At 71.3% G+C, this 22,022-nt stretch carries 17 protein-coding genes; 10 read left to right on the forward strand and 7 right to left on the reverse strand.

The window, feature by feature from the left end; all coding sequences use genetic code 11:
* Positions 1-31: 31 nt before the first annotated feature.
* Positions 32-1,030, reverse strand: a complete 999-nt coding sequence (locus ACWIGU_RS31395) for an aldo/keto reductase (protein WP_454405090.1) — start codon at positions 1,028-1,030, stop codon at positions 32-34.
* Between the two features lie 98 nt (positions 1,031-1,128).
* Here ACWIGU_RS31395 and ACWIGU_RS31400 point away from each other — a divergent pair, with 98 nt between their 5' ends.
* The 6 genes from ACWIGU_RS31400 (at position 1,129) to serA (ending at position 11,037) form a co-directional block, all read left to right on the forward strand.
* Positions 1,129-2,079, forward strand: a complete 951-nt coding sequence (locus tag ACWIGU_RS31400; protein WP_454405051.1) for a 2-hydroxyacid dehydrogenase — start codon at positions 1,129-1,131, stop codon at positions 2,077-2,079.
* A gap of 453 nt (positions 2,080-2,532) precedes the next feature.
* On the forward strand, positions 2,533-5,340 hold the full coding sequence (locus ACWIGU_RS31405) for a putative bifunctional diguanylate cyclase/phosphodiesterase (RefSeq protein ID WP_454405091.1): 2,808 nt from the start codon (positions 2,533-2,535) through the stop codon (positions 5,338-5,340).
* A 243-nt stretch (positions 5,341-5,583) separates the two neighbouring features.
* Positions 5,584-7,425 carry an acetolactate synthase large subunit gene (locus ACWIGU_RS31410; protein WP_454405052.1) on the forward strand — a complete coding sequence of 614 codons (1,842 nt, stop codon included), beginning with the start codon at positions 5,584-5,586 and terminating at the stop codon, positions 7,423-7,425.
* A 29-nt stretch (positions 7,426-7,454) separates the two neighbouring features.
* The gene (gene ilvN / locus ACWIGU_RS31415) at positions 7,455-7,979 is read left to right on the forward strand and encodes an acetolactate synthase small subunit (protein ID WP_100594986.1); all 525 of its coding nucleotides are present in this window, start codon (positions 7,455-7,457) and stop codon (positions 7,977-7,979) included.
* 109 nt (positions 7,980-8,088) lie between these two features.
* Positions 8,089-9,090 carry a ketol-acid reductoisomerase gene (gene ilvC, locus ACWIGU_RS31420; protein WP_127830023.1) on the forward strand — a complete coding sequence of 334 codons (1,002 nt, stop codon included), beginning with the start codon at positions 8,089-8,091 and terminating at the stop codon, positions 9,088-9,090.
* A 321-nt stretch (positions 9,091-9,411) separates the two neighbouring features.
* On the forward strand, positions 9,412-11,037 hold the full coding sequence (gene serA, locus ACWIGU_RS31425) for a phosphoglycerate dehydrogenase (RefSeq protein ID WP_454405053.1): 1,626 nt from the start codon (positions 9,412-9,414) through the stop codon (positions 11,035-11,037).
* Between the two features lie 77 nt (positions 11,038-11,114).
* Here the strand turns inward: serA and ACWIGU_RS31430 are convergent, their stop codons facing one another.
* Positions 11,115-12,656 carry an MFS transporter gene (locus ACWIGU_RS31430; protein WP_454405054.1) on the reverse strand — a complete coding sequence of 514 codons (1,542 nt, stop codon included), beginning with the start codon at positions 12,654-12,656 and terminating at the stop codon, positions 11,115-11,117.
* Between the two features lie 135 nt (positions 12,657-12,791).
* Between ACWIGU_RS31430 and ACWIGU_RS31435 the strand changes: the two genes are divergently transcribed.
* Positions 12,792-13,373, forward strand: a complete 582-nt coding sequence (locus ACWIGU_RS31435) for a TetR/AcrR family transcriptional regulator (RefSeq protein WP_454405055.1) — start codon at positions 12,792-12,794, stop codon at positions 13,371-13,373.
* Here ACWIGU_RS31435 and ACWIGU_RS31440 read toward each other — a convergent pair.
* Positions 13,362-14,579, reverse strand: coding sequence for a PucR family transcriptional regulator (locus tag ACWIGU_RS31440; protein ID WP_454405056.1), 1,218 nt, complete (start codon positions 14,577-14,579; stop codon positions 13,362-13,364). The genes ACWIGU_RS31435 and ACWIGU_RS31440 overlap by 12 nt on opposite strands.
* A 185-nt stretch (positions 14,580-14,764) precedes the next feature.
* On the opposite strand from ACWIGU_RS31440, the gene ACWIGU_RS31445 reads away from it, so the two are divergent.
* Positions 14,765-15,745: a proline dehydrogenase family protein gene (locus ACWIGU_RS31445; RefSeq protein ID WP_454405057.1), complete on the forward strand. Its 981-nt coding sequence runs from the start codon at positions 14,765-14,767 to the stop codon at positions 15,743-15,745.
* Between the two features lie 34 nt (positions 15,746-15,779).
* Complete coding sequence (gene pruA, locus ACWIGU_RS31450; protein WP_356285790.1) at positions 15,780-17,411, forward strand: L-glutamate gamma-semialdehyde dehydrogenase; 1,632 nt, start codon at positions 15,780-15,782, stop codon at positions 17,409-17,411.
* Between the two features lie 93 nt (positions 17,412-17,504).
* Here pruA and bla read toward each other — a convergent pair whose 3' ends face one another.
* The 4 genes from bla to ACWIGU_RS31470 all read right to left on the reverse strand — a co-directional run bounded on the left by bla (position 17,505) and on the right by ACWIGU_RS31470 (position 21,375).
* The gene (gene bla / locus ACWIGU_RS31455; RefSeq protein WP_454405058.1) at positions 17,505-18,407 is read right to left on the reverse strand and encodes a class A beta-lactamase; all 903 of its coding nucleotides are present in this window, start codon (positions 18,405-18,407) and stop codon (positions 17,505-17,507) included.
* Positions 18,408-18,507: 100 nt separating this feature from the next.
* A complete protein-coding gene (locus ACWIGU_RS31460) occupies positions 18,508-19,704 on the reverse strand; it encodes a lysophospholipid acyltransferase family protein (protein ID WP_454405059.1) in 1,197 nt (398 codons plus the stop codon).
* Positions 19,705-19,708: 4 nt separating this feature from the next.
* Positions 19,709-20,554 (reverse strand): phosphatidate cytidylyltransferase, encoded by an 846-nt coding sequence (locus ACWIGU_RS31465; protein WP_454405060.1) that lies wholly within the window; start codon positions 20,552-20,554, stop codon positions 19,709-19,711.
* On the reverse strand, positions 20,551-21,375 hold the full coding sequence (locus ACWIGU_RS31470) for a CDP-alcohol phosphatidyltransferase family protein (RefSeq protein ID WP_454405061.1): 825 nt from the start codon (positions 21,373-21,375) through the stop codon (positions 20,551-20,553). The genes ACWIGU_RS31465 and ACWIGU_RS31470 overlap by 4 nt, the downstream gene beginning before the upstream one ends.
* 76 nt (positions 21,376-21,451) lie before the next feature.
* Between ACWIGU_RS31470 and ACWIGU_RS31475 the strand changes: the two genes are divergently transcribed.
* The gene (locus ACWIGU_RS31475; RefSeq protein ID WP_454405062.1) at positions 21,452-21,988 is read left to right on the forward strand and encodes a GNAT family N-acetyltransferase; all 537 of its coding nucleotides are present in this window, start codon (positions 21,452-21,454) and stop codon (positions 21,986-21,988) included.
* Positions 21,989-22,022: the final 34 nt, after the last annotated feature.

Raw genomic sequence — 22,022 nt, forward strand, 5'->3', positions numbered from 1 at the left:
ACGGCCCCCGAGCGAACAAGCACCCCGAGCCTCAGTCCCAAGACCCCCGAGCCCGCGGCAGCTCCCCGATCTCCGCCAAGTCACGGTCGGTGAGCCGCAGCTGCGCAGCCTCCGCGTTCTGCGCCGCCCAGCGCTCCCGCTTGGCACCCGGCACCGGCACCACGTGCCGCCCGCGCCCCAGCACCCACGCCAGCGCCACCTGCGCCGGCGTCACCGCTTCCCCGTGCCGCGCGGCGATCCGGCGCAGGCCCGCCACGATCGGCTGGTTGGCCGCCATCATCTCCGCGGTGAACCGGGGATGCCGGGCCCGCAGATCGTCCGGTTCGAAGCCCTGTCCGGGCGTCAGCGTGCCCGTGAGGAAGCCGTTGCCCAGAGGCATCGCGGCGAGGAACCCCACGCCCCGTGTCTCGCACCACGGCAGCAGTGTCTCCAGGGCCTCCGGTGACCACACCGACAGCTCGGCCTCCACCGCGCTGACCGGGAACACCTGCTGCACCCGCTCCAGCTGCCGGATCGTTCCCGCATGCATCCCGGCCGTGCCCCGCCGCGTCGCCCGCGCCCCCACCGCGCACAGCCCGAGCGCCCGCACCTTTCCCGCGCCCACGAGCTCCGCCATGGCCCCCCACGTCTCCTCGACGGGCACCTCGGGGTCGGCGCGGTGCAACTGGTACAGATCGATAGTGTCCGTCTGGAGCCGCCGCAGCGACGCGTCGCAGGCCCGCTTCACATACCCGGGCCGGCCGTTGGCGACGATGTGCTGCTCACCGACGAGCAGCCCGCACTTGGTCGACACGAAGGCGTCGCCGCGGCGCTCCTTCAGGACCCGTCCGAGCAGCAACTCGTTCGTGAACGGCCCGTACATGTCCGCCGTGTCCAGCAGGGTCGACCCCCGGTCCAGCGCGGCGTGCACAGTGCGTACGGACTCGTCCCCCCGCTGCCGCGAGCCGGTATAGGCCCAGCTCATCGGCATGCACCCGAGCCCGATCGCGCCCACCTCGAGCGCTGCCGCCCCGATCGTCCTGCGCTCCACCTGGAAGTAGCCTCCCCCTGCGTGTTCGAGAGGCACCCAAACTAACCTCTGGGACCCGGTCCGCCGCGCACAGCCCACCTCCCATTAGCCTCCTGACCATGAGTGCTGAGGTATCCGCCGACGTATGGCTCCCGTTCCGTGAGGACGAGGTCCCCGGGCTTCCCGAGGGTCTCAACTACTGCTTCTGGGACGGCGGTCCCGACTTCCCCGCCGACCCGGCCGACTGCGCCTTCTACGTGGTCCCCTACATGAAGGGCGCGGACGTCGGCGTACGGCCCATGGCCGAGATGACGTCCGTACGGGCCGTGCAGACGCTCTCCGCCGGCATCGACCACGTACAGGCAGGCCTCAAGTCGCTCCCGTCGGGCGTGCGCCTGTGCAACGCGCGCGGTGTGCACGAGGCGAGCACCGCCGAGCTCACCCTCGCCCTGATCCTGGCGTCCCTGAGGGGCATCCCCGGTTTCGTGCGGGGGCAGGAGAGCGAGGAGTGGCGCTCCGGCTTCTATCCGGCGCTCGCCGACAAGAACGTACTGATCATCGGGTACGGGTCGATCGGCTCCGCCATCGAGGACCGGCTCGCTCCCTTCGAGTGCGCGCGGGTCGTGCGCGTCGCACGCTCTGCCCGCACGACCGCGCGCGGCCCCGTGCACCCGCTCACCGAACTGCCCGCCCTGCTCCCCGACGCGGACGTGGTGATCCTTTCGACGCCGCTCAACGAGGCGACGCGGGGTCTCGCCGACGCCCGCTTCCTGGCACGACTCAAGGACGGCGCCCTGCTCGTGAATGTCGCGCGCGGGGCCGTCGTCGACACCGAGGCGCTCCTGGCCGAACTGGAGAGCGGCCGGATCACCGCCGCCCTCGACGTCACCGATCCCGAACCCCTGCCCCAGGGGCACCCGTTGTGGCACGCTCCGGGAGTACTCGTCAGCCCGCACGTCGGCGGCTCCACATCCGCCTTCTGGCCGCGGGCCAAGCGCCTGCTCGCCGCGCAGCTGACCCGGTTCGCGGCGGGAGAACCGCTCGAGAACGTCGTCCTGACGACGGACTGAGAGCGGGCTCCGGGGAGGCCCATCCGCCGCCTCCCGGCCCGACCTCGCACAGCCCCGCACACGCTCCGCGCCCGGTCGGATGCGCCCCGTACGTCCATCATCGCTGGTCGTCACGGAGAGTAGAGAGACTATGTCCCTGAGTGACGAGTCTGGTGTATCGTCCCGACTGGGGCAGCGCCGTGGAGAGTTCGGCGCCGGGGACGGACGACCGGGACTGTGAGGGGGGCGACGGGCGATGCACGGCCTACGGGTGAACGATCCGACGCGGCGGGGCCGCCGGCGACGACCCGCGCGCGCACCGGTCCGCACGAGCCGGCCCGGCTGCCACGGCAGCCGCAGGGGCGGACGCCACAGGAACGGCGGACGCCGGAGGCCTCAGCAAGCAGAGCACGGACACCGGGACACGGGGGCGGCACGGACCGGAGTGTCCCCGTGAGCACCTCCGGAGCCGTGATCACCAGTCGCCGCCTGTTTCAGGGCGGAGGGGCCAGCCTCGGCTCACAGCTCGTGCTCGCGCTCCTGTGTGCCGGGTACGCCACGGGGTCCGTGCTCGGCTGGGGATCCGACCGACTGGCCCTGTTCATGGGCGACTTCGGACTCAGCGCCGCCGCCGCGGTCGCCGCCGTGTCGAACTTCGCGTACGCACGCAGCCGGCACAGCCGCTTTCGACCGGCCTGGATCCTGTTCGCGGTCTCCTCCGCCATGGCGTCCCTGGGAAACGGGGTGTGGGGCTGGTACGAGGTCGTCCTCCAGCGCCCGGTGCCGACCCCGAGCCTCGCCGACCTCTTCTTCCTGTGCTTCGCGCCGCCCGCCATCGTCGGACTGCTCGTCCTCGCCAAGCGCCCCTTCACCAAGGCCGGCTGGGTCTGTCTCGCGCTCGACTCCTGGCTCATCGCCGGCTCGCTGATCACGCTGTCCTGGAGCCTCGCCCTCGCGCACACCGCGCGGTTCGAGGGACAGAGCGTCACCCGTACCGCGCTCTCCCTCGCGTACCCGCTCCTCGACATCGTGCTGGTCAGCATGGTGCTCGCGCTGCACTTCCGCCGTTCGCCCGGCAACCGCACGGCGGTGAACACCGCGATCGGCGCGCTCGCCCTGACCGTGATGTGCGATGCCTTGTTCACCTCGCCCCTGCTGCACGCGAGTTACCACTCGGGGGAGATCCTCGACGCCGGCTGGTTCGCCGGGTCGCTGCTGCTCGCCTACGCGCCCTGGGTGGGGCCGCGGCGCGGGGAGCACGACGGAGGGCCCGCGTTCGCGCGGTACCAGGTCACCCGCCCCATCTCCGGATCGCTCGCGGCGCTCACGCCCTATCTGGCCGCCGCCGTCTGCACGTTGGGGATTCTGTACAACGTCCTGAACGGCCACCGCGTGGACCGCGTGGTCCTCTTCACGGCCTGCACCGTCGTCCTGGCCCTCGTCGTGCGCCAGGGCATCATGCTCCTCGACAACATCACCCTCACCCAGGAGCTGGCGCAGAAGGAGAATCACTTCCGCTCCCTGGTGCAGGGCTCCAGCGACGTCATCATGATCGCCGCTCCGAACGGCATCCTCAGATACGTCAGCCCGGCCGCCGCCGGGGTCTACGGGCGCGACGCCGAGGAACTCGTCGGGTCCGAGCTCGCCTCGATCATCCATCCCGAGGACCTCGGGCGCGTGGTCCACGAACTGCGCCGCTTCCTCGCGGCGAGCCAGATCGAGGAGCCCACGACCCGTATCGAGTGCCGCTTCCGCTCCGGCGCCGGAGCCTGGCTGAACGTGGAGTCGACGGTGAACCGCCACCACGGCGGCCTCATCCTCAACAGCCGGGACGTCACCGAACGGGTCCGTCTGCAGGCGCAGTTGCAGCACAACGCCGAGCACGACCCGCTCACCGACCTGCCCAACCGCGCCCTGTTCACCAAGCGGGTCGGCCGCGCGCTGGGGGGCCGCCGCGCCAGCGACCGCGGCACGGCCGTCCTCTTCATCGACCTCGACGGCTTCAAACAGGTCAACGACACCATCGGCCACCAGGCGGGCGACGAACTCCTCGTCCAGGCCGCCCGGCGGCTGGCCGATTCCGTGCGCTCGGGAGACACCGCCGCCCGCCTGGGAGGCGACGAGTTCGCGGCGCTTATCGTCGGCGGCGGAAACCGCGACGACACCGCACGTGAGCAGCACATCTACGAGCTCGCGGACCGCCTGAGGATCACCCTCTCCCAGCCGTACGCCATCGACGGCAACGATGTCCGGGTGGCCGCCTCCATCGGAGTCGCCTTCGCCGAACCCGACGTATCCGCAGGTGAGTTGCTGCGCAACGCGGACCTGGCGATGTACCGGGCGAAGGCCGCCGGCAAGGGCCGGGTGGAGCTGTACGCGCCCCAGATGCAGGCCGACGTCGTGCGCAAGGCGGAGCTCGCCACGCGGCTGCGCACCGCCCTGCACGAGGGTGAGTTCGCCCTGCTGCACCAGCCGGTGGTCTCCCTCGACACGGGCCGGATCGCGTCGGTCGCCGCGCAGGCCCGCTGGCGCTCGACCCAGGGCATCCTGTTCACGCCCGCCGAGTTCCTGCGCACCGCCGAGGAGGGCGAGCGCACCGCCGAGCTCGGCCGCTGGATGCTGGAGGAGGCCGTCGAGCAGGCCGCCGAGCGCGGGCGCCGAGGCCATGCCGTCCCCGTGGCCGTCCGGATCAGCGCCCGCAGGCTCCTCGACCGGTCGCTGCCCCTCGGCTCCATAGAGGCGCTCCTGACCCGGCACGGGCTGCCCTCGGGCGCGCTGGTCATCGAGCTGGCCGACAGCGACCCCAGGGTGCCCCTGGACGAGCTGGAACGCCGTCTCACCGCGCTGCGCCGACTCGGTGTCCGGATCGCCCTCGACGGCTTCGGCAGCGGATACGCGGCCATCACGGCGCTGCGCAGGCTCCCCATCGATGTGCTGAAACTCGACCGCAGCCTCGTGGAAGGGGTGGTGGAGTCCGCCCGTCTGCACAAGATCACCAGTGGTCTGCTGCGCATCGCGGGCGACCTCGGCCTGAGTTCCGTGGCGGACGGCGTGGACCTGCCCGAGCAGGTCGTCGCTCTGCGCGCCATGGGATGTACACATGGACAGGGGATGGCCTTCTCCGGGCCGCTCGACGAGTACCGGCTGCGCCGCGCGCTGGCCTCGGGGAACTACCCGGTGCCGAGCGGTCCGGCCGAGCCGGTGTTCGCGGGCGCACCGTTGCCGTCCGGCCGGACGACCCTGCTCCGCTCACATAATGAGACCCCCGTCCCACCTACTTGACACGCACAGTGCGCCGGAGAGAGGGTCAATGCCATGCGCACCCGAATTCTCGTACTTGGAAAGCGCGTCGGCTGAAGCTGGGGCCCACCGGTCCGAACACCGGATCCCAGCTACCGCACCCGGCGCGCTCCCCTCGCTTGCCTCACGGCACGAGGGGTTTTTTGTTGCACAAGCGCGTGTAGTCCAGTAACCGAACACCGTACAAACCTCGCAAAAACCCTCAGCATCGAGAAGAGAATGCCGATGACCGAGCAGGCCACCGGGGCCCACCATCCGCAGCCGCGGCCCCGAGGACAGCAGTCCGCCCCCGTCGAGCACGTCACGGGTGCGAAGTCCCTCATCCGTTCGCTCGAGGAGGTCGGGGTCGACACCGTATTCGGCATTCCCGGCGGCACGATCCTTCCCGCGTACGACCCGATGATGGACTCCAAGAAGGTCCGTCACATCCTCGTCCGGCATGAGCAGGGCGCGGGTCACGCTGCCACGGGTTACGCGCAGGCCACCGGCAAGGTCGGGGTGTGTATGGCGACTTCGGGTCCGGGTGCCACGAACCTGGTGACGCCGATCGCCGACGCGTACATGGACTCGGTGCCGCTGGTCGCGATCACCGGTCAGGTCGTGTCCAACGCGATCGGCACGGACGCCTTCCAGGAGGCGGACATCGTCGGCATCACGATGCCGATCACCAAGCACAGCTTCCTCGTCACCAAGGCCGAGGACATCCCGAAGGCGATCGCGGAGGCGTTCCACATCGCCTCGACCGGCCGCCCCGGCCCGGTCCTCGTGGACATCCCGAAGGACATCCTGCAGGCGCAGACGACGTTCTCCTGGCCGCAGACGCAGGACCTGCCCGGCTACCGCCCGGTCACCAAGCCGCACGCCAAGCAGATCCGCGAGGCCGCGAAGCTGATCACCGCCGCCAAGCGGCCGGTCCTCTACGTCGGCGGCGGTGTGCTCAAGGCGCACGCCACGGCCGAGCTGAAGGTCCTCGCCGAGCTCACCGGAGCGCCCGTCACCACCACCCTGATGGCGCTCGGCGCATTCCCCGACAGCCACCCGCTGCACGTGGGAATGCCGGGCATGCACGGTGCGGTCACCGCCGTCACCGCGCTGCAGAAGGCCGACCTGATCGTCGCCCTCGGAGCCCGCTTCGACGACCGCGTCACCGGCAAGCTGGACAGCTTCGCCCCCTTCGCGAAGATCGTCCACGCCGACATCGACCCGGCCGAGATCGGCAAGAACCGCGTCGCCGACGTGCCGATCGTCGGTGACGCCCGCGAGGTCATCGCCGACCTGGTCCAGGCCGTGCAGAAGGAGCACAGCGAGGGCCACAAGGGTGACTACAGCGCCTGGTGGAACGACCTCAGCCGCTGGCGCGACACCTACCCGCTGGGCTACGACCAGCCCGAGGACGGCTCGCTCTCGCCGCAGAACGTCATCGAGCGGATCGGCCGGCTCGCGCCCGAGGGCACGATCTTCGCCGCGGGCGTCGGCCAGCACCAGATGTGGGCCGCGCACTTCATCCAGTACGAGAAGCCGGCCACGTGGCTCAACTCCGGCGGCGCCGGAACGATGGGCTATTCGGTGCCCGCCGCGATGGGCGCGAAGGCCGGCATGCCGGACCGGGCCGTCTGGGCGATCGACGGCGACGGCTGCTTCCAGATGACCAATCAGGAACTGACCACCTGCGCGCTCAACAACATCCCGATCAAGGTCGCCATCATCAACAACGGCGCCCTCGGCATGGTCCGCCAGTGGCAGACGCTGTTCTACAACCAGCGCTACTCCAACACCGTGCTCCACAGCGGCCCCGACGACGTCAAGGACAACAAGGGCACCCGCGTCCCCGACTTCGTCAAGCTGTCGGAGGCCATGGGCTGCTACGCCATCCGGTGTGAGCGCCCCGAGGACCTGGACAAGGTCATCGCTGAGGCCAACTCCATCAACGACCGCCCCGTCGTCGTGGACTTCATCGTCCACGAGGACGCCATGGTGTGGCCGATGGTCGCCGCGGGCACCTCCAACGACGAAGTCATGGCCGCCCGCGGGGTCCGCCCCGACTTCGGCGACAACGAAGACGACTGAGACCGAGAGCGAAAGAGAGACCAAGAGCCATGTCCAAGCACACGCTCTCCGTCCTGGTCGAGAACAAGCCAGGTGTCCTCGCCCGGATCACCGCACTGTTCTCCCGCCGCGGGTTCAACATCGACTCCCTGGCGGTCGGCGTCACCGAGCACCCCGACATCTCCCGCATCACCATCGTGGTGAATGTCGAGGACCTGCCGCTCGAACAGGTCACGAAGCAGCTCAACAAGCTGGTCAACGTCCTGAAGATCGTCGAACTGGAGCAGGGCCACGCCGTCCAGCGTGAGCTCGTCCTCGCCAAGGTCCGCGCAGACAACGAGACGCGCTCGCAGATCGTCGAGATCGTCCAGCTGTTCCGCGCCAAGACCGTGGACGTCTCCCCGGAGGCCGTCACCATCGAGGCCACCGGCTCCAGCGACAAGCTGGAGGCCATGCTCAAGATGCTGGAACCCTTCGGCATCAAGGAGCTCGTCCAGTCGGGCACCATCGCGGTCGGCCGCGGCTCGCGCTCCATCACCGACCGGAGCCTGCGGGCGCTCGACCGCACGGCCTGAGCCCCCAGGTGCTTTCGAGCACCCTCTCGTATACCGAGACCCGAGAACTTCCCTCCGCAATCCCGCCGTACGGTGGGACGCAACACCTGCACACCAAGGAGAAAATCCAGTGGCCGAGCTGTTCTACGACGACGATGCCGACCTGTCCATCATCCAGGGCCGCAAGGTCGCGGTGATCGGTTACGGCAGCCAGGGCCACGCCCACGCGCTGTCGCTCCGTGACTCCGGTGTCGACGTCCGCGTCGGTCTGCACGAGGGCTCCAAGTCCAAGGCCAAGGCCGAGGAGCAGGGCCTGCGCGTCGTGACGCCGTCCGAGGCCGCCGCCGAGGCCGACGTCATCATGATCCTGGTCCCGGACCCGATCCAGGCCCAGGTCTACGAGGAGTCCATCAAGGACAACCTGAAGGACGGCGACGCGCTGTTCTTCGGCCACGGCCTCAACATCCGCTACGGCTTCATCAAGCCCCCGGCCAACGTGGACGTGGCGATGGTCGCGCCCAAGGGCCCGGGTCACCTGGTGCGCCGTCAGTACGAAGAGGGCCGCGGCGTTCCGTGCATCGCGGCTGTCGAGCAGGACGCCACGGGCAACGGCTTCCAGCTGGCCCTCTCCTACGCGAAGGGCATCGGCGGCACCCGCGCCGGCGTCATCAAGACGACCTTCACCGAGGAGACCGAGACCGACCTGTTCGGTGAGCAGGCTGTTCTCTGCGGTGGCACCGCCGCGCTGGTCAAGGCGGGCTTCGAGACGCTGACCGAGGCCGGCTACCAGCCGGAGATCGCGTACTTCGAGTGCCTCCACGAGCTGAAGCTCATCGTCGACCTCATGTACGAGGGTGGCCTGGAGAAGATGCGCTGGTCGATCTCCGAGACCGCCGAGTGGGGCGACTACGTCACCGGCCCGCGCATCATCACGGACGCCACCAAGGCCGAGATGAAGAAGGTCCTCGCCGAGATCCAGGACGGCACGTTCGCCAAGAACTGGATGGACGAGTACCACTCGGGCCTGAAGAAGTACAACGAGTACAAGACCCAGGACGAGAACCACCTCCTGGAGACCACCGGCAAGGAGCTCCGCAAGCTCATGAGCTGGGTGGACAACGACGAGGCGTAAGCCTTGCGACGAGGGGGCCGGGGCATTCGCCCCGGCCCCCTCGTCGAGGTGGACGGTCCGCGTCAACTTGGTTGTCCACCGTGTCCAGCCACGGACGGGTGATCCTTCCGTGGAGGCGCAAGACCACCGCCGAAGCGCCACTAGACTGCAGAACACATTCGCGTCGGGCCCACAGCGTCGTGCGTCTACCACGCGGCACAGCGACATCGAAGAAGTGCATTCACGCCCCGGCGTCTGCGAACGACGCGGGAACGCACCCGCACTTCCCCGGCGCCGCTGACACCCCTCCACCGCCTGCGGCCGTCGGGACGGCCGTCCGCAATGGGACTTGTGAGGACTCACGTGAGCACTGCTGCAACCGGCAAACCTGTCGTACTCATCGCGGAAGAGCTGTCTCCCGCGACCGTCGACGCTCTTGGCCCTGACTTCGAGATCCGCCAGTGCAACGGCGGAGACCGGGCCGAGCTGCTCCCCGCCATCGCCGATGTCGACGCGATCCTGATCCGCTCGGCCACCAAGGTCGATGCCGAGGCGATCGCCGCCGCGAAGAAGCTGAAGGTCGTCGCACGAGCCGGCGTCGGCCTCGACAACGTCGACGTCTCCGCCGCCACCAAGGCCGGCGTGATGGTCGTCAACGCCCCGACCTCCAACATCGTGACCGCCGCCGAGCTCGCCTGCGGCCTGCTCATCGCCACCGCGCGCAACATCCCGCAGGGCAGCCAGGCCCTCAAGGCCGGCGAGTGGAAGCGCTCCAAGTACACGGGCGTCGAGCTGGCCGAGAAGACCCTCGGCGTCGTCGGCCTCGGCCGCATCGGCGCGCTCGTCGCGCAGCGCATGTCGGCCTTCGGCATGAAGGTCGTCGCGTACGACCCGTACGTGCAGCCCGCGCGCGCCGCCCAGATGGGCGTCAAGGTCCTCACCCTCGACGAGCTGCTCGAGGTCTCCGACTTCATCACCGTGCACCTCCCCAAGACCCCCGAGACGGTCGGCCTCATCGGCGACGACGCGCTGCGCAAGGTCAAGCCGACCGTCCGCATCGTCAACGCCGCGCGCGGCGGCATCGTCGACGAGGCGGCGCTGTACTCGGCGCTCAAGGAGGGCCGCGTCGCCGGCGCCGGCCTCGACGTGTACGCGAAGGAGCCCTGCACGGACTCCCCGCTGTTCGAGTTCGACCAGGTCGTGGCCACCCCGCACCTCGGTGCCTCCACGGACGAGGCGCAGGAGAAGGCCGGTATCGCCGTCGCCCGCTCCGTGCGGCTCGCGCTCGCCGGTGAGCTCGTCCCGGACGCGGTGAACGTCCAGGGCGGCGTCATCGCCGAGGACGTCAAGCCGGGCCTGCCGCTCGCCGAGAAGCTCGGCCGGATCTTCACCGCCCTCGCGGGCGAGGTCGCGGCCCGCCTCGACGTCGAGGTCTACGGCGAGATCACGCAGCACGACGTGAAGGTGCTCGAACTCTCCGCTCTGAAGGGCGTGTTCGAGGACGTCGTCGACGAGACGGTGTCGTACGTGAACGCTCCGCTGTTCGCGCAGGAGCGCGGCGTCGAGGTCCGCCTCACCACGAGCTCCGAGTCCCCGGACCACCGCAACGTCGTCACCGTGCGCGGCACGCTGACCGGCGGCGAGGAGATCTCGGTCTCCGGCACGCTGGCCGGCCCCAAGCACCTCCAGAAGATCGTCGCCATCGGCGAGTACGACGTGGACCTCGCCCTGGCCGACCACATGGTCGTCCTGCGCTACGAGGACCGTCCCGGTGTCGTCGGCACCGTGGGCCGCGTGCTCGGCGAGGCGGGCATCAACATCGCCGGTATGCAGGTCGCCCGTGCGGACGTGGGCGGCGAGGCGCTGGCCGTCCTCACCGTCGACGACACGGTTCCCGCCGGGGTGCTCAGTGAGCTGGGTGACGAGATCGGCGCGGCGTCCGCGCGCTCCGTGAACCTGACCGACTAGTACTTGGTACGTGGTAGGGCCCGAGTCACCCGTGTGGGGGCTCGGGCCCTTCTTTTTTCTCCCCCGACCCATCGGGGTCAGGCCGTTGCCTCCTCCAGCTCCGGCTGCCGCTGGTCTTCCTGCTGCGGCGCGGCCACCCCGCGCAGGCCGCGCAGGGCCAGTACCGCCGCCCCCAGCAGGACCACCCCGCCCGCCACCGCGGCGATGTGCATGCCGCTCGTGAACGCTTCCCGGGCCGATGCGAGGAGCGCGTCGCCCGCCCGGCCCGGCAGGTGCCGCGCCACCGCGAGCGCTCCGCCCAGTGTCTCCTTCGCCTCGGCGGGCGCGTCGCCGATCTCGTGGCGGTAGACCGCCGTACCGATCGAGCCCAGGACGGCCATGCCGAGGGCGCCGCCGAACTCCTGGCCCGTCTCGAGGAGGGACGACGCCGCCCCCGCCTTCTCCGCCGGGGCCGCGCCGAGCGCCAGGTCCGTGAGCTGGGAGCCCACGATCACCGCGCCGGAGGCGAGTACCCCCGCGCCGGCCAGGGCGGTCCACAGGGAGTCCGTGCCGGTCAGCGTCAGGAGGCCGTAGCCGCAGGCGCTGGTCAGGAAGCCGACGGTGACGACGGACCCGCGGTGCACGCCCCGCTGCACGAGGACCGTCGCGAGGGGGGCGGCGAGTCCGATGAAGACGGTCGGCGCGAGCGCCCACAGCGCCGCTTCGAGCGCGCTCTTGCCGAGGACGGTCTGGAGGTACTGCGTGGTGAAGTACGCCGAACCCATCATCGCGAAGGCCGAGATGAGGTTGAGGGTGACGGCGGGGCCGAAGCCGCGGCTCCGGAAGAGGGCCGGCGAGATCATCGGTGACTCGACGGTGCGCTGGCGGCGTACGAACAGGGCGGCGAAGACGAGGCCCACCACGATCGAGGCGACGTAGAGCGGCTCGAAGCCCTCGGAGGGGATCTCCTTGATGCCGTAGACGAGGGGGAGCACCGCGGCCATCGACAGCGGGACGCTCAGGAAGTCGAAGCGGCCCGGCTCCGGGTCCTTGAACTCGGGGAGCAGGACCGGGGCGATCAGCAGGAGCAGGGCCATCGCGGGCAGGTTGACGAGGAAGACCGAACCCCACCAGAAGTGCTCGACGAGGATGCCGCTCATCACCGAGCCGAGCGCGATGCCGCCGGTCATGACGCCGGACCAGATACCGATGGCCGTCGCGCGCTGCTTGTCGTCGCGGAACATGGTGCGGACCAGCGCCATCGTCGTGGGCATCAGGGTCGCGCCGCCGATGCCGAGGAGGGCGCGGGCCGCGATGAGCATCTCCGCGCTGTTCGCGTAGGCCGCGCAGACGGAGGCGGCGCCGAAGGCGGTGGCGCCGGCCATCAGGAGCTTGCGGCGGCCGATGCGGTCGCCGAGGGAGCCCATCGTCATCAGCAGGCCGGCGAGCACGAACGCGTAGATGTCGAAGATCCACAGCTGCTGGGTGCCGGTCGGCTCGAGGTCCGCGCTGATGGAGGGGATCGCGAAGTAGAGGACGGAGACGTCCATCGAGACGAGGAGCAGCGGAAGCATCAGGACCGCGAGTGCCGTCCATTCACGGCGCCCCGCACGGGAGTTGGTGCTCGGTGAGTTCGTCATGAGGAGGACTGTACGGGCGTCTTAAACGCTTGTCTAGTACGCACGTATAGATCGCTTGGATGAGGCGTTCGTCCTGGATGGGCGTATGGGACGGGCGTATGGGACGGGTGTATGAAACGGGGGTACGGTGGCGGCATGGGACATCGCGAGGATCTGCTCGAAGGCGCCAAGCGCTGCCTTCTGGAGAAGGGGTTCGTGCGCACGACGGCGCGCGACATCGTCAAGGAGTCCGGGACGAACCTGGCGTCGATCGGCTACCACTACGGCTCGAAGGACGCGCTGCTCGCACAGGCGTACGTGGCGCTGGCCGAAGGGGCCTCGGACGACTGGAGCGACGTGGGTGAACTGCCCGGCGCACCCGGCTCGTTGGAGCGGTTCCGGGCGGTGATGGCCGGGATCACCGACAGCCTCGGCAAGCCCGGGTCGATCTGGCACCTGAGCATCGAGCTCGTGACGACCGGCGACAAGATGCCGGTCCTGCGCGAGCACCTGGCGCAAGCTCAGCACGAGGCGGGGCGGGGCTTCATCGGCATGGTCATGGGGGAGGAGCCGCCGGCCGACGACCCGAGTGTGTACACGCTCGGGAAACTCTTCTCGGTGCTGGTCCTCGGGCTCGTCGCCCAGCACACCTTCGACGCGGACTACTCGCCCAGCGCCGACGAACTCACCGAGGGCGTACGGCTGTTGCTGGACGCGATGCGCGCATCACAGGCGTGACGCCTTCAGCCCCATGTGCAACAGCAGCCGGTCCTCGCCGTCGTCCAGGTCGAGGCCGGTGAGCTGCTCCACGCGGGACAGGCGGTAGTAGAGGGTCTGACGGTGGATGCCCAGTTCCGCCGCCGTGCGGCCGGCCTGGCCCGCACAGTCGAGGAACACCTCGGTGGTGCGGGCCAGTTGGCGGTTTGCGGGCAGCAGGAGCGGGGCCAGGACCGGGTCGTGTGCCGTGTCCGGGGGCAGCGCGGTGAGCAGGCGGTACGGGCCGATCGCCGCCCAGTGCGCGTCCGGGCCGAGACGCGGCTCGGCGAGTGCCGCGCGCGCCGCGGCCGTCGCCTCCTGCCAGGCGGCGCCCAGGTCACCCAGCTCGCGCCGAGCGCCCGCGAACCCCGCCGCGACGACCGCCGTACCGGCGCGCTCCCGCAGCTTCGCCGCCGCCGTCAGGGCCGGCCCGAGCGCGTCCGCCGACCGCAGCCGCACCAGGAGGGCCAGGGCCTGCCCGGCCACACCCCACGGCACCATGCACAGGGCGTCGGTCGCGGGGATCGTACGGAAAGAAGGCGCGTCGTCCGGGTCCGCATAGGGGTCTCCCCCGCTCGAGCGAAGCCGAGAGCTCGGGGAAGGCCACGGCGCGACGCACACCACCGCGTGCAGCCCGTCCGCGCGCGACCCGAGCGCCGTGCGCAGGGCCGCCACCGCCATGTCCCGCTGCCAGCCGCGCTCGGCCGTGAGGACCTCGCGGAACTCACGGGTCAGGTCGGCGCCCGCCTGCGCCTCGTCCGCGAGCAGCGCGCCGATGCGGCCCGCCACCTCCATCGCGGCGGTCAGCTGCTGCTCGGTCGGCCCCGGGTCGTCGTCGAGCAGCCACACATAGCCGAGGACGACACCCCGATGGCGTACGGGAAGGCAGATGCGGCCCCGGTAGACCCCGGCCTCCGGGGCCGGCGGGATGCGGACGGGGCCGGTGGCGCGGGCGATGCCGAAGCCCTCGAACCAGGTGCGCACCGCCGCGGTGGAGCGGCGGGTCAGGATCGAACGGGTGCGCACGGGGTCCAGCGTCGATTCGTCGAATGCGCTGTCGCTGTCGTGCGCGCCGAACGCGATCAGCCCGAAATCCCGGTTCTCCAGCGTCGCGGGGGCGCTGAGCAGCGCGGATATCTCGTCGACCAGTTCCTGGTAGTCGCCCTTCACCCCGCCATTCTCGCGCACCCCGCCGCACTCTTCAGACAAATGTCTGAGGTGGTGGCCACAGATGCGTGACAGCTGTCGATGGCACGCGCTCGGAGGGATCCTTAGATTTCACGGTGGTTCTCCGTGCCGTACCGGTCCGTTGCGATTCAGTTCGTGTACGCCGATACGGCCACTCGCTCGTACTCTCCCCGTGGAGGTGGCCCGTGCTGGGTCCCGTGATTCTCGCCGCGTCACGCAGCGACAAGATGCGCCGTTTCATCTCGGCAGCCCCCGGCACGAAGCAGGTCGTCGACCGGTTCATCGCCGGTGAGAGCGTCGACGACGTCGTGCCGATCGTCGTGGACGCCTGCGGCAAGGGCCTCGAGGTCACCCTCGACGTGGTCGGCGAGGACATCACGACTCCCGAGCAGGCCGCCGCCGCGCGCGACGCCTACCTCGAGCTGATCGCGCGCCTCAAGGACCTGGGCCTCGGCACCAAGGCCGAGATGTCCGTCAAGCTGTCGATGTTCGGCCAGTCGCTCCCGTCGCCCACCACCGCCCTCGACGGAGAGCCCTCCGGGCCCGCTGCCAAATTCCCCGGCGGCCACGAGCTTGCCCTCGCCAACGTCCGCCCGGTCGTCGAGGCCGCCGCCGCGATCGGCACCACGGTCACCCTGGACGCCGAGGACCACACCACCCTCGACTCGATGTTCGCCATCCACGAGGAGCTGCGGAAGGACTTCCCGCAGACCGGATGCGTCATCCAGGCCTACCTCTTCCGCACCGAGGACGACGCCACCCGCCTCGCCGCCGCCGGCAGCCGCGTACGCATCGTGAAGGGCGCCTACAAGGAGCCCGCCTCCGTCGCGTACCAGGACAAGGCCGAGATCGACAAGGCGTACGTCCGCATCCTGAAGATTCTGATGGAGGGCGACGGGTACCCGATGATCGGGTCCCACGACCCGCGCCTCATCTCCATCAGCCAGGAGCTCGCCCGCCGCGCCGGGCGCAAGCTGGACGAGTACGAGTTCCAGATGCTGTACGGGATCCGCAGCGACGAGCACGTCCGCCTCGCCGCCGAGGGCCACCGGATGCGCGTCTACACCGCGTACGGCACCGACTGGTACGGCTACTTCATGCGCCGCCTCGCGGAGAAGCCAGCCAACCTGCTGTTCTTCGCCCGCTCCATCCTCACCAAGGGCTGAGCCCCCCACCCCTCTCAAAGGAGTACAGAGACTCATGGACGCTGTAACCCAGGTCCCCGCTCCCGTCAACGAGCCGGTGCACGGCTACGCCCCCGGCTCCCCGGAGCGGGCGCGCCTCGAGGTCAAGCTCAAGGAGCTGGCCGAGAACCCGATCGAGCTGTCGATGACCATCGGCGGCGTCAAGCGCCTCGGTGGCGGTGACGAGTTCACCGTCGTCCAGCCGCACAACCACAAGGCGGTCATCGGTACCGGCCGCGGCGCCACGCAGCAGGACGCGCAGGACGCGATCGACGCCGCGCTCGCCGCCGCCCCGGCCTGGCGCGCGATGTCCTTCGACGACCGCGCCGCGATCATCCTGCGCGCCGCCGAGCTGCTCTCCACGACGTGGCGCGAGACCCTCGCCGCGTCCACGATGCTCGGCCAGTCGAAGACCGCGCAGCAGGCCGAGATCGACACTCCCTGTGAGCTCGTCGACTTCTGGCGCTTCAACGTGCACTACGCGCGCCAGATCCTCGCCGAGCAGCCCCCGGCGAACTCCACCGGCGTGTGGAACCGCATGGACCACCGCCCGCTCGAGGGCTTCGTCTACGCGATCACGCCCTTCAACTTCACCGCCATCGCGGGCAACCTCCCCACCGCCCCCGCCCTCATGGGCAACGTGGTGGTCTGGAAGCCGTCCCCGACGCAGACCCACGCCGCCGTGCTGCTCATGCAGCTCCTCGAAGAGGCCGGTCTGCCCAAGGGCGTCATCAACCTCGTCACCGGTGACGGCATCGCGGTCTCCGAGGTCGCCCTGAACCACCGCGACCTGGCCGGCATCCACTTCACCGGCTCGACCCCGACCTTCCAGCACCTGTGGAAGACGGTCGGCGAGAACATCGCGAAGTACCGCACCTACCCGCGTCTCGTCGGCGAGACCGGCGGCAAGGACTTCGTCGTCGCCCACCCGAGCGCCGACCGCGCCGTCCTCAAGACGGCCCTGACCCGCGGCTCCTTCGAGTTCCAGGGCCAGAAGTGCTCCGCGTCCTCGCGCGCGTACATCCCGGCCTCCATCTGGAACTCCGGCTTCAAGGAGGAGTTCGCGGCCGAGGTCGACGGCATCAAGATGGGTGACGTCACCGACCTGTCGAACTTCATCGGCGCCGTCATCGACGACCGCGCGTTCGCGAAGAACAAGGCGGCCATCGACCGCGCCAAGGCCGACGACTCCTGCACCATCGTCGCGGGCGGCACCTACGACGACTCGGTCGGCTACTTCGTGCGCCCGACCGTCGTCGAGTGCGCGGACCCGGAGAACGAGGTCTTCAAGACCGAGTACTTCGGCCCGTTCCTCGCCGTCCACGTCTACGAGGACGACAAGTACGACGACATGCTGACCCAGATGGAGTCGGCGTCGGACTACGCCCTGACGGGCTCGGTCATCTCCAACGACCGCGCCGCGGCCGCCTACACGATGGAGAAGCTCCGCTACGCCGCGGGCAACTTCTACATCAACGACAAGTCGACCGGCGCCGTCGTCGGCCAGCAGCCCTTCGGCGGCGGCCGCGCCTCCGGCACCAACGACAAGGCCGGCGCTCCGCAGAACCTGCAGCGCTGGACACTGACCCGCGCCATCAAGGAGACGCTGGTCCCGCCGACCGAGTACGGCTACCCGCACATGGGCTGAGGCCCGCCCCGGGCGGTCCGCACGGCCCGCCCCCACCCGCCCCCGCCTCCGACCAGGGCCCCACCCCGGTCGGAGGCGGTGTCGTGTCCGGGGTCAGAGCAGCGCGTCCACGGCGACGCGGGTGATGTCGGCGGCGATCCGGTCCTCGCCCGGGATGTCCGGGGCGGGCCGGGTCGTGTACACGGAGACGACCAGGGGAGCCCCGCCGCCCGGCGGCCAGGCCACGGCCACGTCGTTGACCCCGCCGTAGGCGGGCGACCCGGTCTTGTCGCCGACCCGCCAGCCCGGCGGGAGCCCCGCGCGGATCCGCTTGTCGCCGGTGGTGTTCTCCACGAGCCACCGGGTCAGCTGGCCGCGGTCGAGCGGGTGGAGCGCGTCGCCGAGGACCAGCGCGCGCAGGTCCGCGGTCATGGCGGCGGGCGTCGTGGTGTCGCGCCGGTCGCCGGGGATGTTCGTGTTGAGGTCGGTCTCCCACCGGTCGAGCCGGGTCACGGAGTCGCCGAGCGAGCGGGCGAACGCGGTGACTCCGGCGGGGCCGCCGATCCGGCGCATCAGCAGATTGGCCGCGGTGTTGTCGCTGTACGTGAGGGCGGCGTCGCACAACTCCCGTACGGTCATGCCGGTTTCGAGGTGCATCTCGGTGCGGGGTGAGGCGGCCACGAGGTCGCCCTGTCCGTAGCGGATCAGTACGTCGAGCAGCCCGGGCTCCTCCTCGCGCGCCCTGTGCAGGATCGCCGAGGCGGCGAGCACCTTGAACGTCGAGGCGATCGCGAAGCGCTCCTGCGCGCGGTAGGCGAGGACGGCGCCGGTGCCGGTGTGCAGGGCGTGCACCCCGATGCGGCCGGGGTAGCCCGCCTCCAGCGCGCGCAGCCGCCGCCGGGCGTCACCGCCGGCGTCGGAGGAGGGCGCCGCGCTCGCGGTGCCGGGCACGGAGAGGAGGGCGGGCGCCAGGGCCGCGGCGCCGAGGAGGGACCTGCGGGAGGGAGGTAAATTCATGATCTCGAAGGTACGTGAGAGGGGTCGGGGACGCGGCGAGGATCGCCCGGTCCGAAGGCCCGCGCCCCTGTGTGGCCCGCGTCCTCTGTGACGGCCCGCGTCAGCTCCAGCCCGCCACGATGAGCGAGAGGCCGGCCGCGAAGCCGCCGCACAGCAGGCCCAGGTAGAGCCCGTAGAGCCTGCGGAGCCGGTGCACCAGGAAGCCGAAGGCGCCGAACGCGAGGCCCACCGTGAGTGTGCGGGCGCCGCGCGCGCGTGCCGACTCGGTCAGCCAGTGCGTGACGGGGACGTCCGCGCGGCCCGACTCCTTCCCGTAGACCTTGAACGGGATGCCGTTCCAGGGCTGGTGGCGTACCGCCGACGCGCCCTCGACGGACAGTTCGTGACGGACCTCCGCCCGCATCCGGTCCGTCGTCAGGGGTGCGGGCAACGAGACGCCCGCGGAGGCCAGTTGGAGCGCGAGCAGGCCGCCCGCGAGGCTGCCCGCGAGCGCTGTGACGGAGAGCTTCAGGGCCCGGCGCGGCACCGCCACGCACGCCACCGCGAGGAACAGCTCCGGCATCAGCGGCCAGCTCAGCGCCTCCGCGCACGCCCACGCGAAGGCCAGGAGCAGCCCGAGCCGCGCGCTGATCACGCGGGCCAGGACCTTGCGGACGCGGGAGTCCCGCAGTGGCTCCGCGACCGTACGGGCATGAAGGGCGGCCACCGCAGTACGGGCCTCCTCCGGTGTCGCCGTGTACGGGAGCGGCTCGCCGATCCGCACCCGGACCAGGGACGGGCGCAGCCTGCCGTGCTTGGGCAGGAGCCGGTCCGTGCCCGCGATGCCGACCGGCACGACCGGCACGCGCGCGTGCTCCGCCAGGACCAGCGCGCCCCGGTGGAACGACCCCAGCTCGCCCGCACGCGCGCGCGTGCCCTCGGGGAAGAGGACCACGGCGTGGCCCGCGCGCAGCGTGTCCGCCATGCCGAGCAGGTCGTCCGTGCCCCCGCCCGAGCGCCGCACCGGGAACCCGGCGGCGAGGCGGCTGCAGATCCGGCCGCGCCAGGGCGAGGCGAACCAGTAGTCGGCCGCCGCACCGATCGCCGGCGCGTGCGACGCGTCGAGCGCGGCGAGCAGTGCCGCGGTGTCGGCGTGCGAGCTGTGGTTGGCGACCACGACGCAGCCGCCGCGCGGGAGCCGGCCCCGGCGCTCCACCCCGCCGGTGAGGGTGAGGACGAGCCACCACAGGGCGTGGCGCAGGCGGGCGGCCGCACGGGCCGGGCGCACACGGGCCGGAGCGGTCACGGTCGTCGTCACAGGGTCACCACATCACGAGGAGCAGGGCCACGAGGAGTGAGTCGATACGGTCGAGGAGCCCGCCGAAGCCCGGCAGCCAGCTGCCCGCGTCCTTCACGCCCGCCTCGCGCTTCACCATCGACTCGACGAGATCGCCGAGGACGCACCCGGCCAGCACGGCGGCCCACAGGACCGGTGTGAACGTGCCGACTGCCGTGAGTGCGGCGGCTGTTGCGGCAGCGGCGCCCACCACGCCCGCCCATGTCTTGTTCGGGGACAGCGGCGAGAGGCGGCGCGAGAGCGGCCCGCGCCGGCCGAGCGCGGTACCGCCGCACCACGCGCCCACGTCACCGAACGCCACCGCGACCCCGACCGCGAGCGCGGTGTCGCCGAGCAGCACCAGGCCGCTCAGCGACACCGGGATCCACAGGAGACCGAAGAGCGTGCGGCACGCGCGCGTGAAGCCCTGTTCGGCGTCGCCCGCGCAGACCGCCGCGAGCACGGCGAGTAGGAGAAGCGCCCCGGTCGTACGGGGGTCGGGCCCCGCAAGGGCCGCGCCAGGCACGGCGATGGCCGCGGCCGCCAGTACGGCCCGCTCGGCGCGGGGCAGGCCCGCCATCCGCGCGTACTCGCCCACCGCGAGCACGCCGAGCCCGGCCGCGAGCACGAACGCGCCCGCGCGGCCCACGAAGAAGGCGCCGATGAACAGCGGCGCGGACAGCGCCCAGGTCCGCCAGCGCCTGCGCAGCTCGGCCCGCATCCGTACCCGGGACGGCAGCGAGGCGACGGCGACACCACCGGCCCCGAGGACCCCGGCCACGACCGGCACGGCCCGCCCGGCCACCTCACCGGCGACGAACACGGCGCTCATCGGGTGCCCCGCAGCTGCGTGCCGTGGTCCGCGGGGGACTGCGGGCGGGTGTGGGTGATGCCGCCGGACACTTCGCCTGGGTCGAGGGGGAGGCCTCGATCGGGCTTCGGGGGAGGGGAGTTGCGGAGGGGGGCGGGAGAGGGGGACGGGCGGCGACGGGTGGTGGCCGCCGGGACCGAGGGCTCCGCCACGGGAACCGGCGCCGACGCCTGCACCACAGGCTTCTCGACCGCCACAGCCGTATCGGGCTGCCCAAGTGCCCTCCATACCCACACTCCCCGCACCACCGCCGTCACCGCGGACCCCGCCGCGACGACCGCGAGCACAGGGACAGCCCAGCCCGAGGCCGCGGCCACGACCGCGAGGAGGCAGCGCTCCGTCTTGCCGACCGGGCCGCCGTTGCGCCGGGGCGCACCCGCCGCCGCGCCCGCCAGGGAGACCCACGAAGGGAGTGTCGTCGCGAACGCCGCCGCGGCCACCAGCCACAGCGGGGCCGGCGGCAGGAAACCCGCGATGACGAGCAGGTCGGCCACGCGGTCTCCCAGCTCGTTGAGGAGAGCGCCGCGCCGCGTCGTGCGGCCGGTGTCGCGGGCGAGCGCGCCGTCCAGGTTCGCGAAGGCGAGCCGCGCCGCGAGCAGCACGGCCACCGGCAGCGCGGCGAGCGGCGCCGGCAGGAAGGCGAGCGCCGCCGCCGCGCCCGCGGCGCACCCGACACCGGCCGCCGTCAGGGCGTCGGGCGAGACCCGCCGGGCGGCGAGCGCGCGGCGCAGGCCGGAGAGCCGGTCCGCGTACCAGGGCTTGAGAGCGTAGAGGCCGTTCATGAGTACGACTGTGCCGTCGCGCAGGCGGCGTGAAATCGGCGCGCGTACTCAAATAGCGCGTGAGTACGGTGTCACGGTGACCACGCTGAGCACCGCACACACCGCCGACCTCACCCGAGCCGAACTCCGGTCCGTGCGCGCCCTGTTGGACGACGCCTTCGACGGCGGCTTCAGCGACGACGACTGGGACCACACCGTTGGCGGCGTGCACGCCCTCGTGCGTGACAGTGCCGGCGCCCTCGTCGCGCACGGCTCCGTCGTGCAGCGCAGGATCGTGCACGCGAGCCGCTCGCTGCGCACCGGCTACGTCGAGGGTGTCGCCGTCCGCGCCGACGCGCGCCGGAGCGGTCTGGGCGGTCAGGTCATGGCGGCCCTGGAGCGGGTGATCGACGCCGCCTACCAACTGGGCGCGCTGTCGGCGTCGCACGACGGGGCCGGGCTCTACCGGGCGCGCGGCTGGGAACAGTGGCCGGGCGCTTTCGCCGCGTACGGCCCCGACGGGCGGGTGCCGCTGCCGGACGACGAGGGCGCGCCGTACCTGCGCCGCGTCACCGCCGCACTCGACCCGGCCCACGCGCTCCTCTTCGACTGGCGGGGCGGCGACGTTCTCTGACCAAGGGGGAGCGCCGGCCGGCCCCGCGCGAAGT

The organism is Streptomyces sp. NPDC055400 (genome assembly GCF_053644375.1).